Annotated in this window: 14 protein-coding genes and 1 tRNA gene; 8 read left to right on the forward strand and 7 right to left on the reverse strand. The window is 66.1% G+C overall.

Annotation, left to right across the window (positions count from 1 at the left end; genetic code table 11):
- Positions 1-81: 81 nt before the first annotated feature.
- The 5 genes from OIK40_RS08325 (at position 82) to OIK40_RS08345 (ending at position 7,676) form a co-directional block, all read left to right on the forward strand.
- The gene (locus tag OIK40_RS08325; protein ID WP_273677724.1) at positions 82-1,137 is read left to right on the forward strand and encodes a LacI family DNA-binding transcriptional regulator; all 1,056 of its coding nucleotides are present in this window, start codon (positions 82-84) and stop codon (positions 1,135-1,137) included.
- A complete protein-coding gene (locus tag OIK40_RS08330; RefSeq protein WP_309557515.1) occupies positions 1,134-2,348 on the forward strand; it encodes an MFS transporter in 1,215 nt (404 codons plus the stop codon). Before OIK40_RS08325 ends, OIK40_RS08330 begins: the two co-directional genes overlap by 4 nt.
- 103 nt (positions 2,349-2,451) lie before the next feature.
- Positions 2,452-4,836 (forward strand): glycoside hydrolase family 3 protein, encoded by a 2,385-nt coding sequence (locus OIK40_RS08335; protein ID WP_273677726.1) that lies wholly within the window; start codon positions 2,452-2,454, stop codon positions 4,834-4,836.
- 90 nt (positions 4,837-4,926) lie between these two features.
- Entirely contained in the window at positions 4,927-5,427 is a 501-nt protein-coding gene (locus OIK40_RS08340) for a hypothetical protein (protein ID WP_273677727.1), read from the forward strand.
- A 134-nt stretch (positions 5,428-5,561) separates the two neighbouring features.
- Positions 5,562-7,676 (forward strand): TonB-dependent receptor plug domain-containing protein, encoded by a 2,115-nt coding sequence (locus OIK40_RS08345; protein WP_273677728.1) that lies wholly within the window; start codon positions 5,562-5,564, stop codon positions 7,674-7,676.
- Between the two features lie 28 nt (positions 7,677-7,704).
- On the opposite strand, the gene OIK40_RS08350 is transcribed toward OIK40_RS08345, so the two are convergent.
- The 5 genes from OIK40_RS08350 to yghU all read right to left on the reverse strand — a co-directional run bounded on the left by OIK40_RS08350 (position 7,705) and on the right by yghU (position 13,565).
- A complete protein-coding gene (locus OIK40_RS08350; RefSeq protein ID WP_273677730.1) occupies positions 7,705-8,877 on the reverse strand; it encodes a DUF1501 domain-containing protein in 1,173 nt (390 codons plus the stop codon).
- 6 nt (positions 8,878-8,883) lie between these two features.
- Positions 8,884-10,449: a DUF1800 domain-containing protein gene (locus OIK40_RS08355; protein ID WP_309557516.1), complete on the reverse strand. Its 1,566-nt coding sequence runs from the start codon at positions 10,447-10,449 to the stop codon at positions 8,884-8,886.
- Positions 10,450-10,478: 29 nt separating this feature from the next.
- Complete coding sequence (locus OIK40_RS08360; protein ID WP_273677732.1) at positions 10,479-12,437, reverse strand: alkyl/aryl-sulfatase; 1,959 nt, start codon at positions 12,435-12,437, stop codon at positions 10,479-10,481.
- A gap of 109 nt (positions 12,438-12,546) precedes the next feature.
- A tRNA-Gln gene (locus OIK40_RS08365) sits at positions 12,547-12,621 on the reverse strand.
- Between the two features lie 77 nt (positions 12,622-12,698).
- Positions 12,699-13,565: a glutathione-dependent disulfide-bond oxidoreductase gene (yghU, locus tag OIK40_RS08370; protein ID WP_273677734.1), complete on the reverse strand. Its 867-nt coding sequence runs from the start codon at positions 13,563-13,565 to the stop codon at positions 12,699-12,701.
- 183 nt (positions 13,566-13,748) lie between these two features.
- Between yghU and OIK40_RS08375 the strand changes: the two genes are divergently transcribed.
- From OIK40_RS08375 to OIK40_RS08385, 3 genes are all read left to right on the forward strand, one after another.
- Entirely contained in the window at positions 13,749-15,842 is a 2,094-nt protein-coding gene (locus OIK40_RS08375; RefSeq protein ID WP_273677736.1) for an NAD(+) synthase, read from the forward strand.
- Complete coding sequence (locus tag OIK40_RS08380) at positions 15,842-16,741, forward strand: DMT family transporter (RefSeq protein ID WP_273677738.1); 900 nt, start codon at positions 15,842-15,844, stop codon at positions 16,739-16,741. Before OIK40_RS08375 ends, OIK40_RS08380 begins: the two co-directional genes overlap by 1 nt.
- Before the next feature lie 152 nt (positions 16,742-16,893).
- Positions 16,894-18,264, forward strand: a complete 1,371-nt coding sequence (locus tag OIK40_RS08385) for an MFS transporter (RefSeq protein WP_273677740.1) — start codon at positions 16,894-16,896, stop codon at positions 18,262-18,264.
- A gap of 6 nt (positions 18,265-18,270) precedes the next feature.
- Here the strand turns inward: OIK40_RS08385 and OIK40_RS08390 are convergent, their stop codons facing one another.
- Together OIK40_RS08390 and OIK40_RS08395 are read right to left on the reverse strand one after the other, a co-directional pair.
- The gene (locus OIK40_RS08390; RefSeq protein ID WP_273677742.1) at positions 18,271-18,867 is read right to left on the reverse strand and encodes an FMN-dependent NADH-azoreductase; all 597 of its coding nucleotides are present in this window, start codon (positions 18,865-18,867) and stop codon (positions 18,271-18,273) included.
- Between the two features lie 96 nt (positions 18,868-18,963).
- Positions 18,964-19,665, reverse strand: a complete 702-nt coding sequence (locus OIK40_RS08395; protein ID WP_273677744.1) for a pirin family protein — start codon at positions 19,663-19,665, stop codon at positions 18,964-18,966.
- Between the last annotated feature and the right edge of the window lie 67 nt (positions 19,666-19,732).

Consider the following 19,732-nt stretch of genomic DNA (forward strand, 5'->3'; position numbering starts at 1 on the left):
GATCAGGATATATCAATGTGCCCAAGCCCCTGACACTGGGCGGGTGTGCATGAACCAGACGGGACGGAAAGACGCGAAGCAATGGCGCGGGGGCGCAAGACAGTAACGATCAGGGATGTTGCCGAGGATGCGGGAGTCTCGCTCCAGACGGTAAGCCGTGTCGTCAATGGCGGCCCGAATGTGCGCCCGCAACTGCGCGACAAGGTGCGCGCCTCGATCGAGCGGCTGGGCTATGTTCCCAGCCTTGCCGCCCAGCGCATGAGCGGGTCGCGCTCCTACATCATCCTCGCCATCAATGATCGCGAACGCACACTGGCCGACTGGCGCGAACGGCGCGGTACGGACTGGGTCGACCAGATGCTGCTGGGCGGCATCCTGACCTGTTCGAAACACGGCTACCGGATGATGGTGGAACTGGTCGATACCCATTCCGACCATGTCGAACGCGAACTCGGCGCGGCGATCTCGGCGCTCCAGCCCGACGGCGTGGTGCTGACGCCGCCACACTCGGAAAATAGCCTGATCACCGATCTGCTGGCGGCGCGGGGCATTCCCTTCGCGCGGATCGGATCGAAACAGCCGGGACCGGGCATTCCGCTTACGATGGGCGATGAAGGCGCGGCGCATCTTGCCACGAACCGCCTGATCGAGCTTGGTCACCGCGCGATCGCGATGATCGCGGGCCCGGCCCAATACAGCCTCAGCGGCTGGCGCATCGACGGCTGGAAGCGGGCGCTTGAGGAGCATGGACTGCCAAGCGAGGGCCTGCTCGAAACCGGCGATTTCGGCTACGAATCCGGCACGCGCGCCGCACGCGCACTGCTTGATCGCAGGCCCGATCTTACAGCGATCATCGCGTCGAGCGACCAGATGGCGCTCGCCGCGCTCGAAGTCGCGCGCGACCGCGGCCTAATGGTGCCGCGCGACCTCTCGCTGATTTCCTTCGACAACACTCCGATCGTGCGCTTCTCGCAGCCGCCGTTGACCGCTGTCGACCAACCGATTGCCGAAACCGTGTCGCGCGCGGTCGAGCAGCTGATAGCGCGCTTGCCCGAAGGCGAAGGCGACAAGGTGATCGAGGTCGCCGCAGGTCTGGTCGAGCGGTCCTCCACCGCGCCTGCGCCGGGCACAGCTTGAATATTCCGGGCCCGGAGGCGGCGGCCCGCCAGCCGGGCTGGTTCCTGATCCTGTTCGCGCTGGCCGCAGCAGGCGGTGCGGTGGCCTATGTCCCCTTGTTGACGGTGCTGTTGCCGCAGCGCATCGCGGAATTGCAGGGGGCAGAGGATGTCGCCGTGCTCGCACGGGTGACCTTCTTCGGTGCGGTCGTCGCCAGTATAGCCAACATTGTCGCCGGGATACTGAGCGATCGCAGCGCTTTGCGCCGACCATGGATCCTCGCAGGGCTGGCCCTGTCCAGCGTGCTGCTGATCGCGGTCGGCGAGGCGCGCTCGGCGAGTGAACTGGTGCTGCTGGTGATGGCCTGGCAGGTGGGGTTGAACCTGATGCTGGCACCGCTGATGGCGTGGGCGGGGGATTGTTTTCCCGATAGCCAGAAGGGCGTGCTCGGCGGGGCGTTGGCCCTGTCTCCGGCGCTGGGCGCATTGGCGGGATCGCTGGTGACCTATGGCGGGCTGGTGCCGCCAGAGGCAAGGCTGTGGCTGGTAGCGGCGCTGGTGGCGGCGCTGGTCTTGCCTGCGGTGATATTCGGCGGCGCACGGCGGCGCGCGGAGCTGTTGCAGCCGCGACCGGAGGTCCTGCCGGGATCTACTGTCCCGCGAGGCCAGGCTGTAAGACGGATGTGGCTGGCGCGGTTTCTGGTGCAGGTGGCAGAGGGCGGAATGTTCGCTTTCCTGCTGTTCTGGCTGCGATCGCTGGCACCCGATTTTCCGGAAAATTCGGCGGCCAATATCTTCAGCCTCGTGCTGGTCTGTGCGGTGCCCCTGTCATTGCTGCTGGGGCGCTGGTCCGACCGTCATGGTCGGCCGATCCTGCCGCTCGCGGGATGCGCGCTGCTGTGCGCGCTGGGCATGCTGGCCATGGCGGGCGCGGGCGATCTTACGCAGGCGGTGGCGGGATACGTCATCTTCGCCATCGCTGCGGCCATTTTCCTCTCGCTCCACGCCAGCCAGACTTTGCGGGTGCTGCCGGCGCCCGAACATCGGGGCCGCGATCTGGCTCTGTTCAATCTTACCAACACCCTGCCGGCGATGGTGATGCCTTGGCTGACCGTGCTGCTGGTGCCCGAACTGGGCTATTCTGCCCTGTTCGTTCTGTTTGCGGTGCTTTCGCTGGTGAGCGCGGTTCTGCTCGCTTCCTTTGCCCGCCCGCTGGCAACTCCCGGAAACTGACCGCTTGGCGCTTGCAAAAGCGGGCGGGGTTTGTAGTATCTTGATAACGTTCTCAACGGAACGGCTGGCCAGCATATCAATGGTCTTGGGAGGGACTTGTCTGGTGACGCGTAATATTTTCGGGCAGCTCGCGACAGGTGCGGGCCTTGCCGCCCTGCTGGCTGGTTGTTCCGCCACGCCGCCAGTGCAATCGACCGGCACGCCTGTGCAGGCGGCGGAGCAGGGCGCGCCCGCTTCGCCCGAGCAGCTGCTTGCGCGCATGAGTGTCAAGCGCAAGGTCGCGCAGATTATCATGCCCGACATCGGCTCAATCACGCCCAAGGATGTGCGTCGCTACCGTTTCGGCACGATCCTGAACGGCGGCAATTCCGGGCCCTATGGCGACGACGAGGGGCCGGCGGCAGACTGGCTCAAGCTGGCTGACGAATTCTGGGAGGCTTCCACTGCGCCGCTGAAGGGTGATGAACCCGTCATCCCCTCAGTGTGGGCAACCGACGCCGTGCACGGCCATGCCAATGTCATCGGCGCGACGGTGTTTCCGCACAACATCGCGCTGGGCGCGACCGGCGATGCTGATCTGATCCGCCGCATCGGCGCCGCCACCGCGATCGAGATCGAGGTGACCGGCATCGACTGGACCTTCGCCCCAACCATCGCAGTTGCGCGGGACGATCGCTGGGGCCGCACCTATGAAAGTTATTCCGAAGACCCGGCACTGGTCGCGCGGCTCGGCGCAGCGATGGTTGAAGGGTTGCAGGGCCGCCCGGGCGAACCGGGTTTCCTTGGCGTGGGCAAGGTTGCGGCGACTGCCAAGCACTTCTTCGGCGACGGCGGCACTGCGCAAGGTGTCGACCAGGGCGACGTCGACGGCGATCTTGCCGAACTGATGGCAATCCACGCCGCGCCCTATCCCGCCGCGATCGGTGCGGGCGTGGCCAGTGTGATGGCCAGTTTCAATTCGATCAACGGCACCAAGATGCACGGCAACGCCCCGCTTCTGACCGGCGAACTGCGCGGCAATCTGGGCTTTGGCGGACTGGTCGTCGGCGACTGGAACGGGCACGGGCAGGTTGAAGGCTGCACCAACAGCAACTGCCCCGATGCATTGCTGGCAGGCCTTGATGTCTACATGGTGCCCGAGGACTGGAAGGCGCTCCATCGCTCGCTGGTCAAGCAGGTGAAGAACGGCACCATCCCCATGCAACGGCTTGACGAGGCGGTTCTGCGGGTGCTGCGGCTTAAGCAGCAACTGGGCATTTTCGGTGGCGAGGTGAAACCCTCGGCGCGGGCGTTTGGTGAGCGCTGGGATCTGCTTGGCTCTTCCGAACACCGCGCAATCGCGCGCGAGGCGGTGGCCAAGTCGCAGGTGATCCTCAAGAACAGCGGCGTGCTGCCCCTGAAGGCGGGGGCGCGGATCGAAGTGGCGGGCATGGCCGCCGACAATATCCCGCAACAGGCCGGTGGCTGGTCGGTGACGTGGCAGGGCGGCGGCGAGCTGACCGCCGAGCAATTCCCCGGCGCAACGTCGATCTATGACGGGATTGCCGCCGCCGCACGCGAGGCAGGCGGCACGGCGGTGCTGGCACCAAAGGGCAGCATGTCCGGCAAGCCTGATGTCGCGATCGTGGTATTCGGCGAAGAGCCCTATGCCGAATTCGTCGGCGACCGGAAGGATCTCGCCTTTCGGGACGAGGAAGGGCTCGAACTGCTGCGCGCCTATCGTGCGCGCGGCATCCCCACCGTGGCGGTGTTCCTCTCGGGCCGGCCCTTGTGGGTCAACCGCGAGATCAATGCCGCCGATGCCTTCGTCGCCGCCTGGCTGCCGGGCAGCGAGGGGGCAGGGGTTTCCGACGTTCTGTTCGGCCATCGGCCCGCGACCGGGCGCCTGTCGTTCAGCTGGCCCGCGCATTGCGGGGGCACTCCGGTCAACGGGCCGGAAGGCGCGCTGTTTCCGCTCGGCTACGGCCGCGATCTTAGCGATACTTCGGAACTCGCACCGCTCGACGAGACCTGCACCTCGCTGACAACCGATACCGGCGCTGTGTGGTTCGCTTCCGGGCGGCTCGGCATGCAGGTGCAGGCCGTCGCCGATAATGCCGTGCTGCCCGATCTGCGCGGCACCGGCAACGGCATCACCGCCACCGGGATCGACCGCAAGGCGCAGGAGGATGCACGCCTTGTCGCTTTTGCGCCCGGAGCCAAGCTGCGCCTGACCGGTCCCGAAAGCGAAGCAGGCTGGCGCATCGCCTATCAGGTGGAAGACCGGCCCAAGTCGCAGGTGACCGTGACCGCTGACGGCAAGGCGCTCGACATTACGCAGAAGCTGTCGGTTGCCGAGGGCAAGGGCTGGCGCGAGATGGTGCTGACCAGCGCCTGCCTCGGCGAAGTCGGCGAACAGCTGACTTTCTCGTCCAAGGGCAAGTTCGCAATCCAGATCAGCGAAATCGCGCGTGACGAGAATGCTGCCGATGCGGAGTGTTCGTTCTGACAAGACGATGCGACTGAGGGCACATCGCCCCTTTCGCCGCGCGCCCTGATCGCCTAACGCGGCGCCACCGTGTCGCGGAGCCGTTCCCCCTTGTCCCGCTTTGCCCTGCTGGCGGCCGCCCTGGCGGCGCTGTTGCAGTGGGCGGTGCCGCATGGCTGGATGATCGGCAAGGCCCGTGCGGGAGAGGCGGTGCTGGTACCCTGTCCGGGGGTGTCGCCTGCGCTGGCGGCGTTCGTCGGCTCTGCGCCTGCTTCTCCTCCGATGGCCAAACCGGCGATGATGTCGATGATGGCGATGGTCCATGGCGGCGATCACACCGCGCATCATGCCGATCATGCCATGACCGAAGCTGGCGCGCCTGCGCCTGTTTCGGATCACTTCGGGCATGACAGCCACGCCAGCTTTGCCAGCGCGCTGTGCGATTTTGCCGCGATGGGTGCGCCTGTGCTGCCGCCCGCGCCGCCCGTGCTCGATTTGCTTCCACCGGTTCCCGCCGCGCCGCGTCTGCCGGCCCGGTTGGCGATTCTGCCCGGCCGGGGCCTTGCCGCTCCGCCGCCGCCGGCCACCGGCCCGCCCTCACTCACGGTCTGACTTCAGCCGCGCTGTTCGCGTCCCGCAAGATGCGGGGCGGACTGTGCTGTCTTGCTTTGACCGGGGAGATCCCGGGCCGTCGGTGCTGTCCGCAAGGGCGGACCGTGCCGGGCGGAGCAATCGGAATTATCATCATGAATTCGCGTTACTTCCGGCGGTGCCTTGGCGCTGCCACCATGCTCGCGGCTGTTCCTGCCGCTGCCGAGCACAATCCTCCCTCCACCGATCCCGATGCGGTGCTGACCGATACGATCATTGTCACTGCACGGCGCGCCGAGGCGATCAGCGCCGACGGTATCGCGCCGCCGCAACAGATCGCGCTGCCTGCCGATGCGGCCGCAATCGCGGCGCGCGTGCCCGGGGGTGACCTGTTCGGCAACGGCGCGCTTTCGGGCCAGCTTTCCTATCGCGGGCTTGCGGGTGAACGGGTGCTGGGCCGCATCAACGGCCAGCGCTTTGCTACCGGCGGACCTAATGCGATGGACCCGCCGTTGCACTATGCCCCCGCGATCCTTGTCGACCGGATCGAGGTTGCGCGCGGCGTCGCTCCGGTCAGCTCCGGCCCGGCGCTGGCGGGTGCGGTCAATGCCGAGCTGGTGCAGGCGCAGTTCTCCGACAGCGAAAGCCTTGCGCCGCAACTGCGCGCAGCCGCACAATATCGCAGCGTCGATGACAGCTATGCCCTGGGCGGTATGGCAGGACTCGCCAATGAGAACTGGCGGCTTGGCGTCATCGCCGCGCGTGAGGAGGGGCATGACTACGCATTCCCCGGCGGCACCGCAGTAGGCACCGCGTTCGAACGCAATCTCTATGGCTTCCACGCGGGTTTCCGCACCAGCCCGGGCGAACTGTTCGTCGAATATCGCCGCAGCGAGACCGACCCGACGGGCAACCCGCCCTTCGCGCTCGACATCGTCTATTTCGATACCGATTTCGTGCAGGGCGGCTTTCGCGGGGAGATTGCCGATGACGTGACGCTGAATGTCCGGATAGGCCATGTCGCGGTGCGGCACCTGATGGACAACCAGACCATCCGTCAGCCTGCCGCACCGGCGATGATGGCGCGCGCGACCTTTGCCGATGCCGATACCACCACGGCCGAAGCGTCGGTGAGGTTCGGCGGGGATGGGCGCTATCTCAAGATCGGCGGCGACGTGGAACTGACGGAGAAATTCGTCACCATCACCAACCCGTTCAATCCCGTCTTCTTCATCGAAAGCCAGCCCGATGCCCGTTCGGATCGTTACGGCGGCTTCGTGCAGTGGCGCGGCGGGCTGGGCGCGGTCCAGTTCGAGGCCGGCGCGCGGATCGACGATACCCGGCAGTCGGTCGGCGCGCCGCGTCTGGGTGCTGCGGTGCCGATGGGGCCGCGCGCTCTGGCAGCGGCCTTCATCGCCGCCAACCGAAAGGACGCGGACACCACACTGGATGTCGTCCTGCGCGGCTGGGCACCCCTCGGGGCCTTTACGCCGCGCATCACGCTGGCCCGCAAGGAGCGGGTGCCGAGCGTGCTCGAACGGTTCGGATGGCTCCCGACCGAGGCGAGTTTCGGTCTGGCGGACGGCAATATCTACGTCGGCAATCCGGCGCTGAAACCCGAGACAGCATGGATTGCCGAGGCGGGATTCGACTATGACGGTGACCGGCTGACGATCCGTCCGACGCTGTTCTACCGCCGCGTGGACGATTTCATCCAGGGCGTGCCCTTCGATGCGACTGTTGGCGTGATCGACAGCACAGTGGAGATGGTCGCGAACATGAATGGCGATCCCACCCCGCTGCGCTTCGCCAACACCGATGCCGAGCTTTACGGAGCCGATCTCGACTTCAGCATCCGTCCGCTGGCGCGGGTGGAACTATTGGGCACGGCCAGCCTCGTGCGCGGACAGCGGCGCGATATGAGCGATGATCTCTACCGCGTTCCGCCCGTCAATCTGCGGCTCTCGGCGGTCTGGGCGAAGGAGAAGCTGTCGCTCGGCGCCGAACTCTTTGCCGCCGCTGCGCAGGACCGTGTGTCGGTGAGCAATGGCGAGCAGCCGAGCGAAAGCTTCGCCACGCTCGGCTTGTTCGCACGCTATGCGCTGGGCGAAGGGCTGGCGGTCGAGGTCGGGGTCGAGAACTTGCTGGACGAAAGCTACGCTCCGCATCTCGCGGGTCGCAGCCGGGTCGGCGCGTCGGACGTGTCGGTGGGCGAACGCCTGCCAGGTGCGGGACGCGGCGGCTGGGTGCGGGTCACTGCGCGCTTCTGAACGCACTGCGCTGGTCGGGGTCGGCGGGTCAGCCCCGCACGATCCCGGCCAGCGGCTTGGTGCTCCTGCCCGGGAACAGCCGCGCCAGCGTCGGCGCCGGGTCGAGCGCGAAATGTTCGGCCACCGCGCCCGCAAGCACGCTTTCGAGCGCGATGGTGGGCGCAAGGTCGCGGCCCTCATAGAGCTGGCCTGTGCCAAGCCCGGGCCAGTCAGCCACCACCCGCCCGCCGAGCACGCCGCCGCCCAGCACCATTGCCGCGCCGGCGGTGCCGTGATCGGTGCCATTGGTGCCGTTGAGCTGCGCGGTGCGGCCGAACTCGGTCGCCACCAGCACGATCGTGCTGTCCCATTCCTCACCCATGCCCGCCTTGTAGGCCGCCAGCATCGCGTCGAGCCCGCGCGCCTGCCGTGCGAAGGCACCGCGCTGGTTGGCGTGGGTGTCCCAGCCGTCCACCTCGATCATCGCGATCCGCGCGCCCCTTTCGCCCTGCATCAGCGAGGCGACCAACGCGCCATTGGCGCTGGCATCGCGCAGGTTCTGCAAACCGTCATCGCCCGCCATCGCGCGGGTTTCGAGCGCACGCGCCCACAGGCCCGACAATTCGGCATCGCCTTCGTAAAGCGCCGCCACACGGGTCATGAAGTCCGCGCTCGCTTCGGGCAGGGCGGACGGCGCATAGCTCGACACCGGCGCCGCCCCGCGCAGCGCCAGCGGCACGGCAGGCGCGACCGCGAGCGCACGCGGCGGCTCGCCCTTGTGCGCTTCGGCGAGCAGAGCCGTCAGCCGGTTGAGCCAGCCGTCTCTGGTCGCATAGGGCGCGGTGCCGCCTGTCTCCAGCAGGTTCTGCCCGTCGAAATGCGAGCGTTCGCGGTAAGCGGTGGCGGCTGCATGGACAAACAGCGCCTCGCCCGCCTGCGCGGCCTTGCCTGTTTCGACGAAAGCGGGGTGGAGCGCGAAGAAGCTGCCGATCCGCGGCGCGTTCTCGTAATCGGCAAGACTGACCCCGCGTAGTGCCTCAAACCCGGGATCGCCGACAGGGGCGAGCATCGCCAAGCCGTCGGCCGCACCGCGCAACAGCACGAACAGGAGATTGCGCGTGCCGCTGCCCTGCGCCAGCGCGATGCGGGGCAGGGCAAGCCCGCTGGCGCCCATCGCAAGCGATCCCGCCAGAAGGGTACGACGATCGAGACGGGTGAGCATGTCGGCTTACCTCCGCATCATTTCAGGGGCGACGAGCAGCAGCGCCAGCGCCTGCCGTCCGCTTTCGGCGCGCTTCAGCATGGTGCGTGTGGTATGGCTTAGGGCATCGGGAAAGGCGGCTTCGGCGCGGGCCAGCACGTCGTCAGCCGGTGCGCCCTGCGCCATCCGCTCTGCCAGTTCGGCGCGCCGCAGCAGCACGTCGGGCGCGGCCCAGCTGGCGGCCAGATCATCGTAACCGGCAGGCGAGGGCGCGCGCCACGGCGACTGGCCAAGCTCGTTCAGCACCCGCGCAATGCGTTGCGGCGGAAGCGCGTCGATGCCCGAAAGCCGCGCGGCGGCGATGAACCATTCAAACGGGGCACGGAACTTGACCGGGCCGCATACCCACACCTCGGGCGCCGCGATCAATGTGCGGGTGAGGCTGGCAAGATCGCCGCCGGTCTTCAGGAATTCGGCCTCCAGCCGCGCGGCGAGGCTGGCGGGCGGATCGTCTCCGGCAAAATGGCGCGCGAGCTTGGTGGCGATGTGGCGCGCTGTGGCGGGATGCGCGGCAAGATCGTCGAGAATGGCCATGGCCTGTTCGGGGCCGCCGGCGCCGTAACGCCGCCCGAGGATGGTGCGCGCCCCCGGTTCGTGGGCCAGCGCGACGAAGGCCGCACCGCCCGGCTGATCCTCGGCAAAGCGTCCCACCCGCCCGACCCCCGGCACCGTCCACCCCGTCAAAGCACGGGCGAATTCGGTCACGTCAGCCTGCGAATAGCCCCCGTCCACACCGAGCGTGTGCAGTTCGAGGATCTCGCGCGCCAGGTTCTCGTTCAGGCCGCGCGGGCCCTGCGCATTGGCGCGCCGTCCGCGTCGCTGTCCGGCGGTCGATCCCGGGCCGATCGACTGGAACTGGTCGAGATAGAGCAGCATCGCGGGATGCAGCACCGCAGCCTTGAGCAGGTCGACAAAGCGTCCCAGCACGTGCGGACGGATCGCGCCGAATTCGTGCGGGCCGACTTCGAACTGGGTCCCCGGCTTGCCAACAGAAACGCTAAAATGGTTGCTCCAGAAATGCACCAACCGTTCCACCATCGGGGCAGGGCTTGCGACTGCGACGTTCACGCGCACTGCCAGATCGTCCACCACCACGCGGCGCGCTTCGAGCAATTTCGTGCGATATTCGGGAGGCAGTCCGGCGAGCGCGGCAGCGCGCGGATTCTCTGGTGCCATTTCGCTCATCGGGCCGGTCATTGCGGCTTCGGCCATGCCCGTTTCGCCGGCCTGCTGCATCCTTTCGCGCAGGCTGCGCAGCAATTGCAGCATCTCGCCGGTCTTGCCGCGGGTGGCGGCGCGCGCGGCGATCACGGCAGGGGCAGGGTCGAAGGCATCGAGCTGGCGCAACAGGTAGCGCGCCGGATCATCCGGCACCCGCTCCCCGCGCGCCAGGCCATAACCGAAGCGGTTGAGGGCAATGCTCGCCGCGCTCATTTCCAGACCTTGGCTGAGGGTGTCGGTCGCATGGCTTTCCCTTTCCCGGCAGGCCCGATGCCCGCCAGCCTCTGCCTGATCAACGCCGCCGTCCGCCATTCCCTTCGCGCAGGTCTGCCGATTTTTGTTCAGGGTTCGACGATGGGAAAGCCCTGCGGCATCGGATCGAGCGCGTCGATCAGCAACTGGAGCGCAGCCGGATCGCCTTCTACCTGAAGTCCTCCGGCCTGCATCATCGCCACCGGCTGTTTCAGGAACAGCAGCGCCAGCATCATCAGCCGGGGGCCACGGATAGTGACGTCGGCGGTCTGCGGCAGCGCTCCGACGCGCCCGATCATCACGCGTCCGTTGGCTTCGATCATTGCCTGCTCGTCCCGGTCGGTCAGCGCGATGCCGACCGTCAGCTTTCTGTCGCCGAAGCGTTCCGGAGCGAAGCGGGTGGCGGCGCTGTCGAGCAGTTCCTGCGTTGCCACTGCGGCGATCAGATCGGTGCTTTGGGCTGCGGGCCGGCGGGCGCTTTCGCCGCGCAGATCGGCCGCCGCGGCCAGGAACTGGTTACGCCAGATCGCGCTTTCGGACTGGTAGCCCTGCTGCTGGTAACTTTCCGCCAGCAGCGCGCGCGCCGCCTGATTGTCGGGCGTCGCAAAGACGAGGTTCTGCAGCAGGTCCGACGACCAGCGATAATCACCCGCCGCCATCGCATTGCGAGCCAGTGCCAGCACCCGGTCCGCGCCGCCCATCGCATCCACCATCTTCGTGGCCCGCTCCACCGGCGGGTGCGGATTGAGGTTGGCAGGCACGGCATCGTACCAGCCCAGATAGAACTGATAGATCGCCTTGGCGTTGTGGCTGTAGGTGCCGTAATAGCCGTGGGTCGCCCATTCCTGCCCAAGGTCTTCGGGCAGGCTCACTTCTTCGGCGATTTCGGCCATGGTCTCGCCGCGGTTCATCCGGCGCACCGTCTGATCGTGCAGATAGCGGTAATTGTCGCGCTGTGCTTCAAGCCACCCTGTCCCCTCGGCGCGCCCGAACACGGGCCAGCAGTGGCTGGAGATCACGGTGTCGCTTTGCGGGCCGTAGCGGGTGGCCGCCTCGTCCAGATAATGCGCCCATGCCCGTGCATCGCGCACCTTGGCCCCGCGCGGGGTGAGGATGTTGTGCATGGTGCAGGTGGCGATTTCGGCGGCGAGAAAGGTCTTTTCGGGCGCGATAAAGACGTTGAACTCTGCCGGAGCCTCCGAGCCGGAGACGATCTGGAATTCAAGCGCCACGCCATCGACCACGCGCGTCTCGCCGGTCGCAGCGATGCTGGCATTGGGCGCGACGAGCGACAATGTGCCGCCCGAAACCGCCATGCCGATGCCGCTGCCCATCTGTCCCTGCGGCCCGGGCGCCATGCCGGTGCCGAACTGGTAGGCCGCGCGCCGCAGCATCGCACCGCCGGCCATGATGTTTTCCGACGTCGCTTCTTCCATGAAGCCGTGGGGGGCGATCACCGCGACATTGCCCGATGCGGCATCGGCCGGATCGATCACGCCGCGCACGCCGCCGAAATGATCGGCATGGCTGTGCGAATAAATGACGGCGCTGACCGGACGTTCACCTAGCGTCTGATTGACCAGCGTCATGGCCGCCTTGGCTGTCTCCACGCTGGTGAGCGGGTCGATCACGATCCAGCCGGTCTGGCCGCGGATGATGGTCATGTTCGACAGATCGAACCCGCGCACCTGCCAGACATTGTCGGTGACCTGATACAACCCGTGATGCTTCAGATAGCGCATGTGCCGCCACAGGCTGGGGTGGACGCTGGCGGGCGCGGGGCCGTCGACGAAGGCATAGGCGTCGAGGTTCCACACCGGCTCGCCCTTGGCATTGCGGATGACGGGATCGGCCAGGGTGGCAAGGAAGCCGCGGGTCGAAAAGTCCGCATCGCGCGTGCCATCGGGCGGCAGCGTGGCAGCCGCGCGTTGCTGTGCGCTAATGGTTGCCCCCGATGCCGGTGTGCCGGTTTGCGCGTCCTGCGCCGCCGCGCCGCCTGCCGCCAGCAATGCCAGCGCGGCGATTGCGCCGCGTGCCTTGATCGTCATGTCTCTCTCCCTCTCGATCCCCGCGCGGTGATGCCCGCGCAAGGCACGCGATTCAAGCCGTGTCTGGCCTGCGCCAGACGAACCGGAAATTTGTGATGAAGGGAGGGAATGGCTGGGGCGGAAGGATTCGAACCTTCGCATGGCGGTACCAAAAACCGCTGCCTTACCGCTTGGCTACGCCCCAGCAGAGGCGCGCTCTATAGCGTGTGATTTCGCGTTGTGAAGGGGGACAAAGCAGCTGTCTGCCCCCCTTTTTCGTGTTCAGAATGTCCAGTCGAGGTTCTTGCCCGCGAAATCGGCCGCCGAATGGCGTTCGCGCAGCTGGGTATCTTCCTCGCCCCAGGTCTTGTTGACGATCCGCCCGCGCTTCACCCCCGGCCTCGCGGCGATCTCGCGCGCCCAGCGTGCGACGTTTTCGTATTCGTCGATGCTCAGGAAGGTTTTTGCATCATTGTAGATCTGTCCGGCGACGAAGGGTGCCAGCCACGGCCAGTTGGCGATATCGGCGATGGTATATTCGTCCCCGCCGAGGAACCGGCTCTCCGCCAGCCGCCGGTCTGCGACGTCGAAGATGCGCTTTGCTTCCATCGCATAGCGGTTGATCGGATATTCGTATTTCTCCGGCGCATAGGCGTAGAAATGGCCGAAGCCGCCGCCGATGAAGGGGCCGGTGCCGACCTGCCAGAACACCCAGCTCAGCACCTCGGCGCGCTTTGCGGGATCGGCGGGCAGGAACGCGCCGAACTTTTCCGCCAGATGGACAAGGATCGCGCCGCTTTCGAACACGCGGAACGGCGCAGGGCCGCTCTTGTCGATCAGCGCGGGGATCTTCGAATTGGGATTGGCCGCGACGAAGCCGCTGGTGAACTGATCGCCTTCGCCGATATTGACGGTGAAGGCGTCATATTCCGCGCCCGCGTGCCCGGCTTCGAGCAGCTCTTCCAGCATCACCGTCACCTTCACCCCGTTGGGCGTGGCGAGCGAATAGAGCTGGAAGGGATTGTCGCCCTCGGGCAGCGCTTTCTCGCTGCGGGCGCCCGCAGTGGGACGGTTGATTCCGGCAAAGCGGCCGCCGGAGACGGTTTCGGGGTTCCAGACCTTGGGCGGGACATAGGTGGGGTCGGCCATGACATGCGGCTCCTGTTGACTGTGAAAGAACACTTGGAGGCTGGTTCGCCGCTGCGCAAGCACAGGTGACAATCGAATGGCTTGGCCCGCGCAAAGCAGGTCTTTTGCGGGGCGATGCTAGGAACCGAAAGGATTACCCGCTAGAGCCTGTAGGCCAAGGCATCAGGAAGCGCGTGAAGCATCATGAGCGAAACCTCGCACCCCTTTTACGACATGCACGCCCACGGCTTCGTGCGCGTGGCGACGGCGACCCCGTGCGCGCGCCCGGCCGATGTCGCCTATAATACCGCAGGCGTGCTCGACGAGGCGCGCAAGGCGCATGCGGCCAACGTCGATCTGGTGGTGTTTCCCGAACTGACGCTGTCCTCCTACGCGATTGACGATCTGTTATTGCAGGACGCGCTGCTTGACCGGGTGGAGCAAGCGGTGGCCGAGGTGGTTGAGGCGTCTGCTGCATTGTCGCCGGTGCTGGTGCTGGGTGCGCCGCTGCGGCGCGGGGGCAAGCTTTACAATTGCGCGCTGGTGATCGCAGGCGGCGAATTGCTGGGCGTGGTGCCCAAAAGCTATCTGCCCAATTACCGCGAGTTTTACGAGAAGCGTTACTTTGCGCACGGGCGCGGTTGCCGCGACCTGTGGATCGCGGTGGCGGGCGAGGAAGTGCCGTTCGGCACCGATCTGGTGTTTGCCGCCGCCAATTTGCCCGGTTTCCGTTTCGGGGTGGAGATCTGCGAGGATTTCTGGGCACCCAATCCGCCCGGCACCATGGCCGCGCTCGCCGGCGCGCTGATCCTGTGCAACCTTTCCGCCTCGCCCGTCACCATCGGGCGCGCGGATGATCGCCACCTGCACTGCCGCTCCGCCGCCTCGCGCGCGATCGCGGCCTATGTCTATTCCGCCAGCGGCCACGGAGAAAGCACCACCGATCTTTCGTGGGACGGGCAGGGCGTGATCTACGAGATGGGCGATCTGCTGGCCGAAAGTGCGCGGTTCGATCTGACAGGCGAACTGACGGTGGTCGATATCGATGCCGACCGGATCGCGGCCGAACGTCTGCGCAACCAGACCTTCGCCGACGCCGCAGAGGCCGCGGGCCGGCCCGAGGACAAGTACCGCCGGATCATTTTCGAACACGCCTTTGCCGAAGGCGATATCGGCCTGTTGCGTCCGGTGCGGCGCTTCCCCTTCGTGCCCGATCGTCCCGACAAGCTGGACGAGGATTGCTACGAGGCGTTCAATATCCAGGTCGATGCCCTGATGCGCCGCATTCAGGCGACGGGCACGAAAAGCCTCGTCATCGGCATTTCCGGCGGGCTCGACAGCACGCATGCGCTGATCGTGGCGGCCAAGGCGTGCGACCGGCTGGGCCTGCCGCGCGCGATGATCCGCGGCTATACCATGCCCGGTTTCGGCACCTCGGAAGGAACGAAAAGCAACGCCCACCAGCTGATGGCGGCGATGGAGATTACCGCAGGCGAAATCGACATCCGTCCCGCCGCGAACAAGATGCTGGAGGATATCGGCCACCCCTTTGCCGACGGCGAGCCGGTGCATGATGTGACCTTCGAGAACGTGCAGGCGGGGCTGCGCACCGATTACCTGTTCCGGCTTGCCGGGCAGCATAACGGCTTTGTGGTCGGCACCGGCGATCTTTCCGAGCTGGCGCTGGGCTGGTGCACCTATGGCGTGGGTGACCACATGAGCCATTACGGGGTGAATGCGGGCGTGCCCAAGACGCTGATCCAGTATCTTATCCGCTGGGTCATCGGCACGGGCCAGTTCACCGATGCCTGCGGGCAGGTGCTGGGCGCGATCCTGGATACCGAGATTTCGCCCGAACTGGTGCCGCCGGGCGCGGACGGGCAGATACAGTCGACCGAAAGCCTCATCGGGCCCTATGAACTCAACGACTTCTTCCTCCACCACGTGATCCGTTATGGCCAGCGCCCGTCCAAGGTCGCCTTTCTGGCGTGGCACGCGTGGAAGGAGCGCGAAGGCGGATTGTGGCCTGCGGGTTTCCCCGATGCGCGCAAGAACGCCTATGATCTGGCGACCATCGCCCATTGGCTTGACCGGTTTCTGCACCGCTTCTTCGGCTTTTCACAGTTCAAGCGTTCGGCGCTGCCCAACGGGCCGAAGGTCTCTTCTGGCGGGGCGCTCAGTCCGCGTGGCGACTGGCGCGCACCTTCGGACGCGGTGGCGAGTGTGTGGCGGGAGGAATTGCGCGGCAGCCTGCCTGCCGGGGTGGTGCAAGAGGTGTTCGGCGACGCTGCCGTCTGATGCCCAAAAACCTGCCCCTGTCTGCGCTCGGCATCATGCTGTTCTGCAATGTCGCCTGGGCGCTGAATGTGGTGGTCAGCAAGATCGCGGTATCGACGCTGGGACTGCCGCCGCTGTTCTACACCGTGCTGCGTTCGGCCATGGTGCTGGTGGTGCTGTTCCCGCTGCTGCGCGAGATCCCGGCCCGCCTGCCAATGGTGCTCGCTATCGGTTTTGCCGTCACCGGTGGCAGCTTCGGACTGCAATTCGTCGGGCTCCAGACCGCAAGCCCCTCTGCGGTGGGGATCGTCAACCTTGCCGGCGCGCCGCTGACTGTGCTGTTCACGATCATCTTTCTGGGCGAGGAAGTGCGCTGGCGGCGCGGGATCGGCATGGCGCTGGCGCTGGGCGGAGTGGGCCTTGCGATCGGATCGCCTTCGGGATCTAGCAGCATTGTCGGCCTGAGCTTTGCGTTTGCGGGCGTGCTGATCGGCGCTTTCGCCTCTGTTTTCGTCAAGCGGCTGGCGATCGGTTCGGTCGCGCTTCAGGCATGGGCTGCGGTGGCTTCACTGGTGGTCATGCTGCCCGCAACGTTGCTGCTGGAAAGCGGGCAGGCCGATGCCGTGGAAGCCGCGCCGCTGGCGGTGGCGGGATGCGTGCTGTTTGCAGGTCTGGTCGTCTCGGTCGGCGCGCATTCGGCCTATTTCCGCCTGTTCCAGACCTACGACGCCAACCTGATCGTGCCGCTGACGCTGCTTACGCCGCTGCTGACCATCGCCTTCGGCACCTGGCTGACGGGCGATACGATCGGCTGGCCATTGCTGACAGGCGGGGCGCTGGCAATCCTCGGGGTGGCGATCATCGTCATCCGCCCGAGCCGTAACATCTTCAAGCCGCTGCTGGTGCGCCCGCGGCTCTAAGCCTGTTCGGTGCAGGCTGTCGCAGGTTCGAAGGTTTCGTCAAAAATGCGTCAAAGCGACGTCTTTCGGCGCGCTTCGCCTTGCCATGCGGCGACCCTGTCCTAGGGTTGTGCTTCGCGCCGGTATCGGGGCGATGGACAGGGGGAAAGTGCATGGACCGGACGGCAACCTCCAAGGGGCTGGTGCTGGAGCATTCGCGGCCGCTGCGCCTGTTCACGCTGTTCATTCTCTATGTCGGTCAGGGCATGCCGATCGGGCTGTTCTGGTTTGCGATCCCGGCGTGGATGGCGGTGAACGGCGCCAGTGCGGCCGATGTCGGATCGGTTGCCGCGCTGACGGCGCTGCCCTGGTCGCTGAAGCTGGTCAACGGTTTCATCATGGATCGCTACACCTTCCTGCCGATGGGGCGCCGCCGGGCGTGGATCCTGGGGGCGCAAGGCGTGATGATTGCAGGACTGGTGATTGCCGCACTGATCGATCCGGCGGTCACCGATGTCGGCTTTCTCGGCGCGATCGGTTTTGCCGTAAACATGGCGACCACCTTTCAGGACGTCGCGGTCGACGGGCTTGCCGTCGATATCATGACCGAGGACGAGCGCGCGCGCGGCAGCGGCATGATGTTCGGCGGACAATCGATCGGTATCGCCGCAGCGACCGCGATCTGCGGCTTCGTGATCGAAGATTTCGGAGCGCCTGCCGCCTTCCTGATCGTTGCCGCGATCATCCTTGCCCTGTGCGTCTATATCGCAACCTTCCGCGAGCGTGACGGGGAGAGGCTGCTGCCGTGGAGTGGCGGCGCGGCACAACAGCGCAACCTCGACATCCAGATCGAGGCCTGGTGGCCCCTGTTCAAATCTACCGTGCTTTCGATGGGAAAGCTGGTGAGCCTGCTGTGGCTGCCCGTGCTGTTCGGGCGCGGCATATTATACGGCGGCCTGACCGGCGCGACGCCGTTGATCGGCGCGAATTACGGCGGGTGGGACACCTCGGAAATTGCCACGCTGACAGCGACTGCGGGTCTTGTCGCAGGGGTTTTGTGCATGACGCTGGGCGGGTGGCTGGGTGACCGCTACGGGGCCAAGAGGATCGCGATCATGTGGTGCGTTGTGCAACTAGGGATGATCGGAGGCATGTATCTTGCCCAGCCCTGGTGGGGCGATCCGCGGCTGTTCATGGCCTTCGTCTATGCGTGGATTTCGCTTGACCTGCTGCTCACTGTGGCCGCGCTGCCGATTTCGATGCGGCTGTGCGATCCCAAAGTCGCCGCAACCCAGTTCACGATCTACATGGCAGTCAGCAATTTCGGCATTTCCTTCGGCGCCTTTATGCTGGGCAAGACCGAAGCCATGGGCGGTCTTGCCTCGATCTTTCTGGTCGTCGGGGCCGGGGTTCTGACGGCGCTGCTGTTGCTGCTAACCGTGCGTTATCCGCGACGCCCTGAATATTACGCGCGTCAGGCCGAAGCGGCGTTGGTATTCGACAGCGCCGCACCGCTCCCGAAGGAACGGCGCGGCCTGTCTTAAGCCGGATCAGGCGGCCAGCTTCGTTGCGGTTTCCTGCGCGGCGGCAATCTTCGCTTCGCCGTCAGCGCCCATGATCCCGTCGGCGGCGACGATTTCCACGTCGGTAATGCCGAGGAAGCCGAGGAAGAAGGTCAGCCAGCGGCTCATGAAGTCGATGTCGCTGCCCACCGGCGTGCCGCCCGACGCAATCGCGATATAGGCCTTCTTGCCGGTCAGCAGACCTTCAGGGCCGGTGGCGGTGTAGCGGAAGGTGGTGCCGGCGCGCGCCACCAGATCGGCCCAGGCCTTGAGCGTCGCGGGCGGGCCGAAATTGTAGATCGGCGAGGCGATGACGATGGTGTCGGCCGCCTGCAATTCGGCGATCAGCGTGTCGGCGATAGCGGCGAGTTCGGTCTGTTCCGGCGTCCGCTCGGCATAGGGCGCGAGGTTCGCAGCGAAACGTTCGGCGCTGACATAGGGCAGATCATTGGCGGCCAGATCGCGGGTGGTGACGGCACCGCCGGTCTTGGCGGCGAGCCCTTCCACGAGGCGCTGGCCGAGCCCGCGCGAGACGGAATCGGCATCCGAACGGATGCTGGCAGTGACATAGAGGATGTTGCTCATCTTAGGAGTTCCTTCAATTGCGAGGGGGTGGAGCCGGCCGGCTCGGGGAGAGGGAGGAGAGGGGCCGGCCGGCTCCGTGGGGGGGCTTGTTACGGCTCAGGCGGCGTCGACCAGCACCACTTCGCTGTCTTCCAGCGCAGTGATGGTGACGCTTTCCAGCGCGGTGATCGCCACGCCGTCGCGGGCATTGGCTTCGACATCAGCGATCCGGATCTTGCCAGTCGCCGGGACGAGGTAGAGGTGACGATCCGCGCTGCGGGGCGTGTAGGTCACGCTTTCGCCTGCCTTGATCGTCGCGCCCAGCACGCGGGCATCGGCCCGGATTTTCAGCGCGTCGTTATCATTCGCCACGCCGCTTGCCAGTGGTACGAAGGCACCATGACGATCAGTCTTGGGGAACTGGCGCGCGCCCCAGCTCGGCTCACCGCCGCGCTCGTCGGGGATGATCCAGATCTGGAACAGCGTGGTTTCGCCATCCTCCAGATTATACTCCGAATGGCGCACGCCGGTCCCGGCGCTCATCACCTGTACGTCGCCCGCTTCGGTGCGGCCTTCGTTGCCCATGGAGTCGCGGTGCGTGATCGCGCCGGTGCGGACATAGGTGATGATCTCCATGTCGCTGTGCGGGTGGGTGGGAAAACCAGTGCCCGGTGCGATCTTGTCGTCGTTCCACACGCGCAGGGCACCCCAGTGGACGCGGGCGGGATCATGGTAATTGGCAAACGAAAAGTGATGGTGCGCATCAAGCCAGCCGTGGTTGGCGGCGCCGAGCGTTTTGAAGGGACGCAGTTCGATCATGGCGTGTCTCCTTGTTCGTGTTGAGACGGAGATAGGCCGAGGTGATTAAACAGATAAGTGCGATAAA

The organism is Erythrobacter fulvus (genome assembly GCF_028595285.1).
Taxonomy (GTDB): domain Bacteria; phylum Pseudomonadota; class Alphaproteobacteria; order Sphingomonadales; family Sphingomonadaceae; genus Erythrobacter; species Erythrobacter fulvus.

Excerpts from the sequence above, each read along its gene's own strand:
- OIK40_RS08325 (WP_273677724.1), top strand. The coding sequence starts at position 82 with ATGGCGCGGGGGCGCAAGACAGTAACGATCAGGGATGTTGCCGAGGAT.
- OIK40_RS08345 (WP_273677728.1), top strand. The coding sequence starts at position 5,562 with ATGAATTCGCGTTACTTCCGGCGGTGCCTTGGCGCTGCCACCATGCTC.
- OIK40_RS08350 (WP_273677730.1), bottom strand. The coding sequence starts at position 8,877 with ATGCTCACCCGTCTCGATCGTCGTACCCTTCTGGCGGGATCGCTTGCG.
- OIK40_RS08355 (WP_309557516.1), bottom strand. The coding sequence starts at position 10,449 with ATGGCGGACGGCGGCGTTGATCAGGCAGAGGCTGGCGGGCATCGGGCC.
- OIK40_RS08360 (WP_273677732.1), bottom strand. The coding sequence starts at position 12,437 with ATGACGATCAAGGCACGCGGCGCAATCGCCGCGCTGGCATTGCTGGCG.
- yghU (WP_273677734.1), bottom strand. The coding sequence starts at position 13,565 with ATGGCCGACCCCACCTATGTCCCGCCCAAGGTCTGGAACCCCGAAACC.
- OIK40_RS08375 (WP_273677736.1), top strand. The coding sequence starts at position 13,749 with ATGAGCGAAACCTCGCACCCCTTTTACGACATGCACGCCCACGGCTTC.
- OIK40_RS08380 (WP_273677738.1), top strand. The coding sequence starts at position 15,842 with ATGCCCAAAAACCTGCCCCTGTCTGCGCTCGGCATCATGCTGTTCTGC.
- OIK40_RS08385 (WP_273677740.1), top strand. The coding sequence starts at position 16,894 with ATGGACCGGACGGCAACCTCCAAGGGGCTGGTGCTGGAGCATTCGCGG.
- OIK40_RS08390 (WP_273677742.1), bottom strand. The coding sequence starts at position 18,867 with ATGAGCAACATCCTCTATGTCACTGCCAGCATCCGTTCGGATGCCGAT.
- OIK40_RS08395 (WP_273677744.1), bottom strand. The coding sequence starts at position 19,665 with ATGATCGAACTGCGTCCCTTCAAAACGCTCGGCGCCGCCAACCACGGC.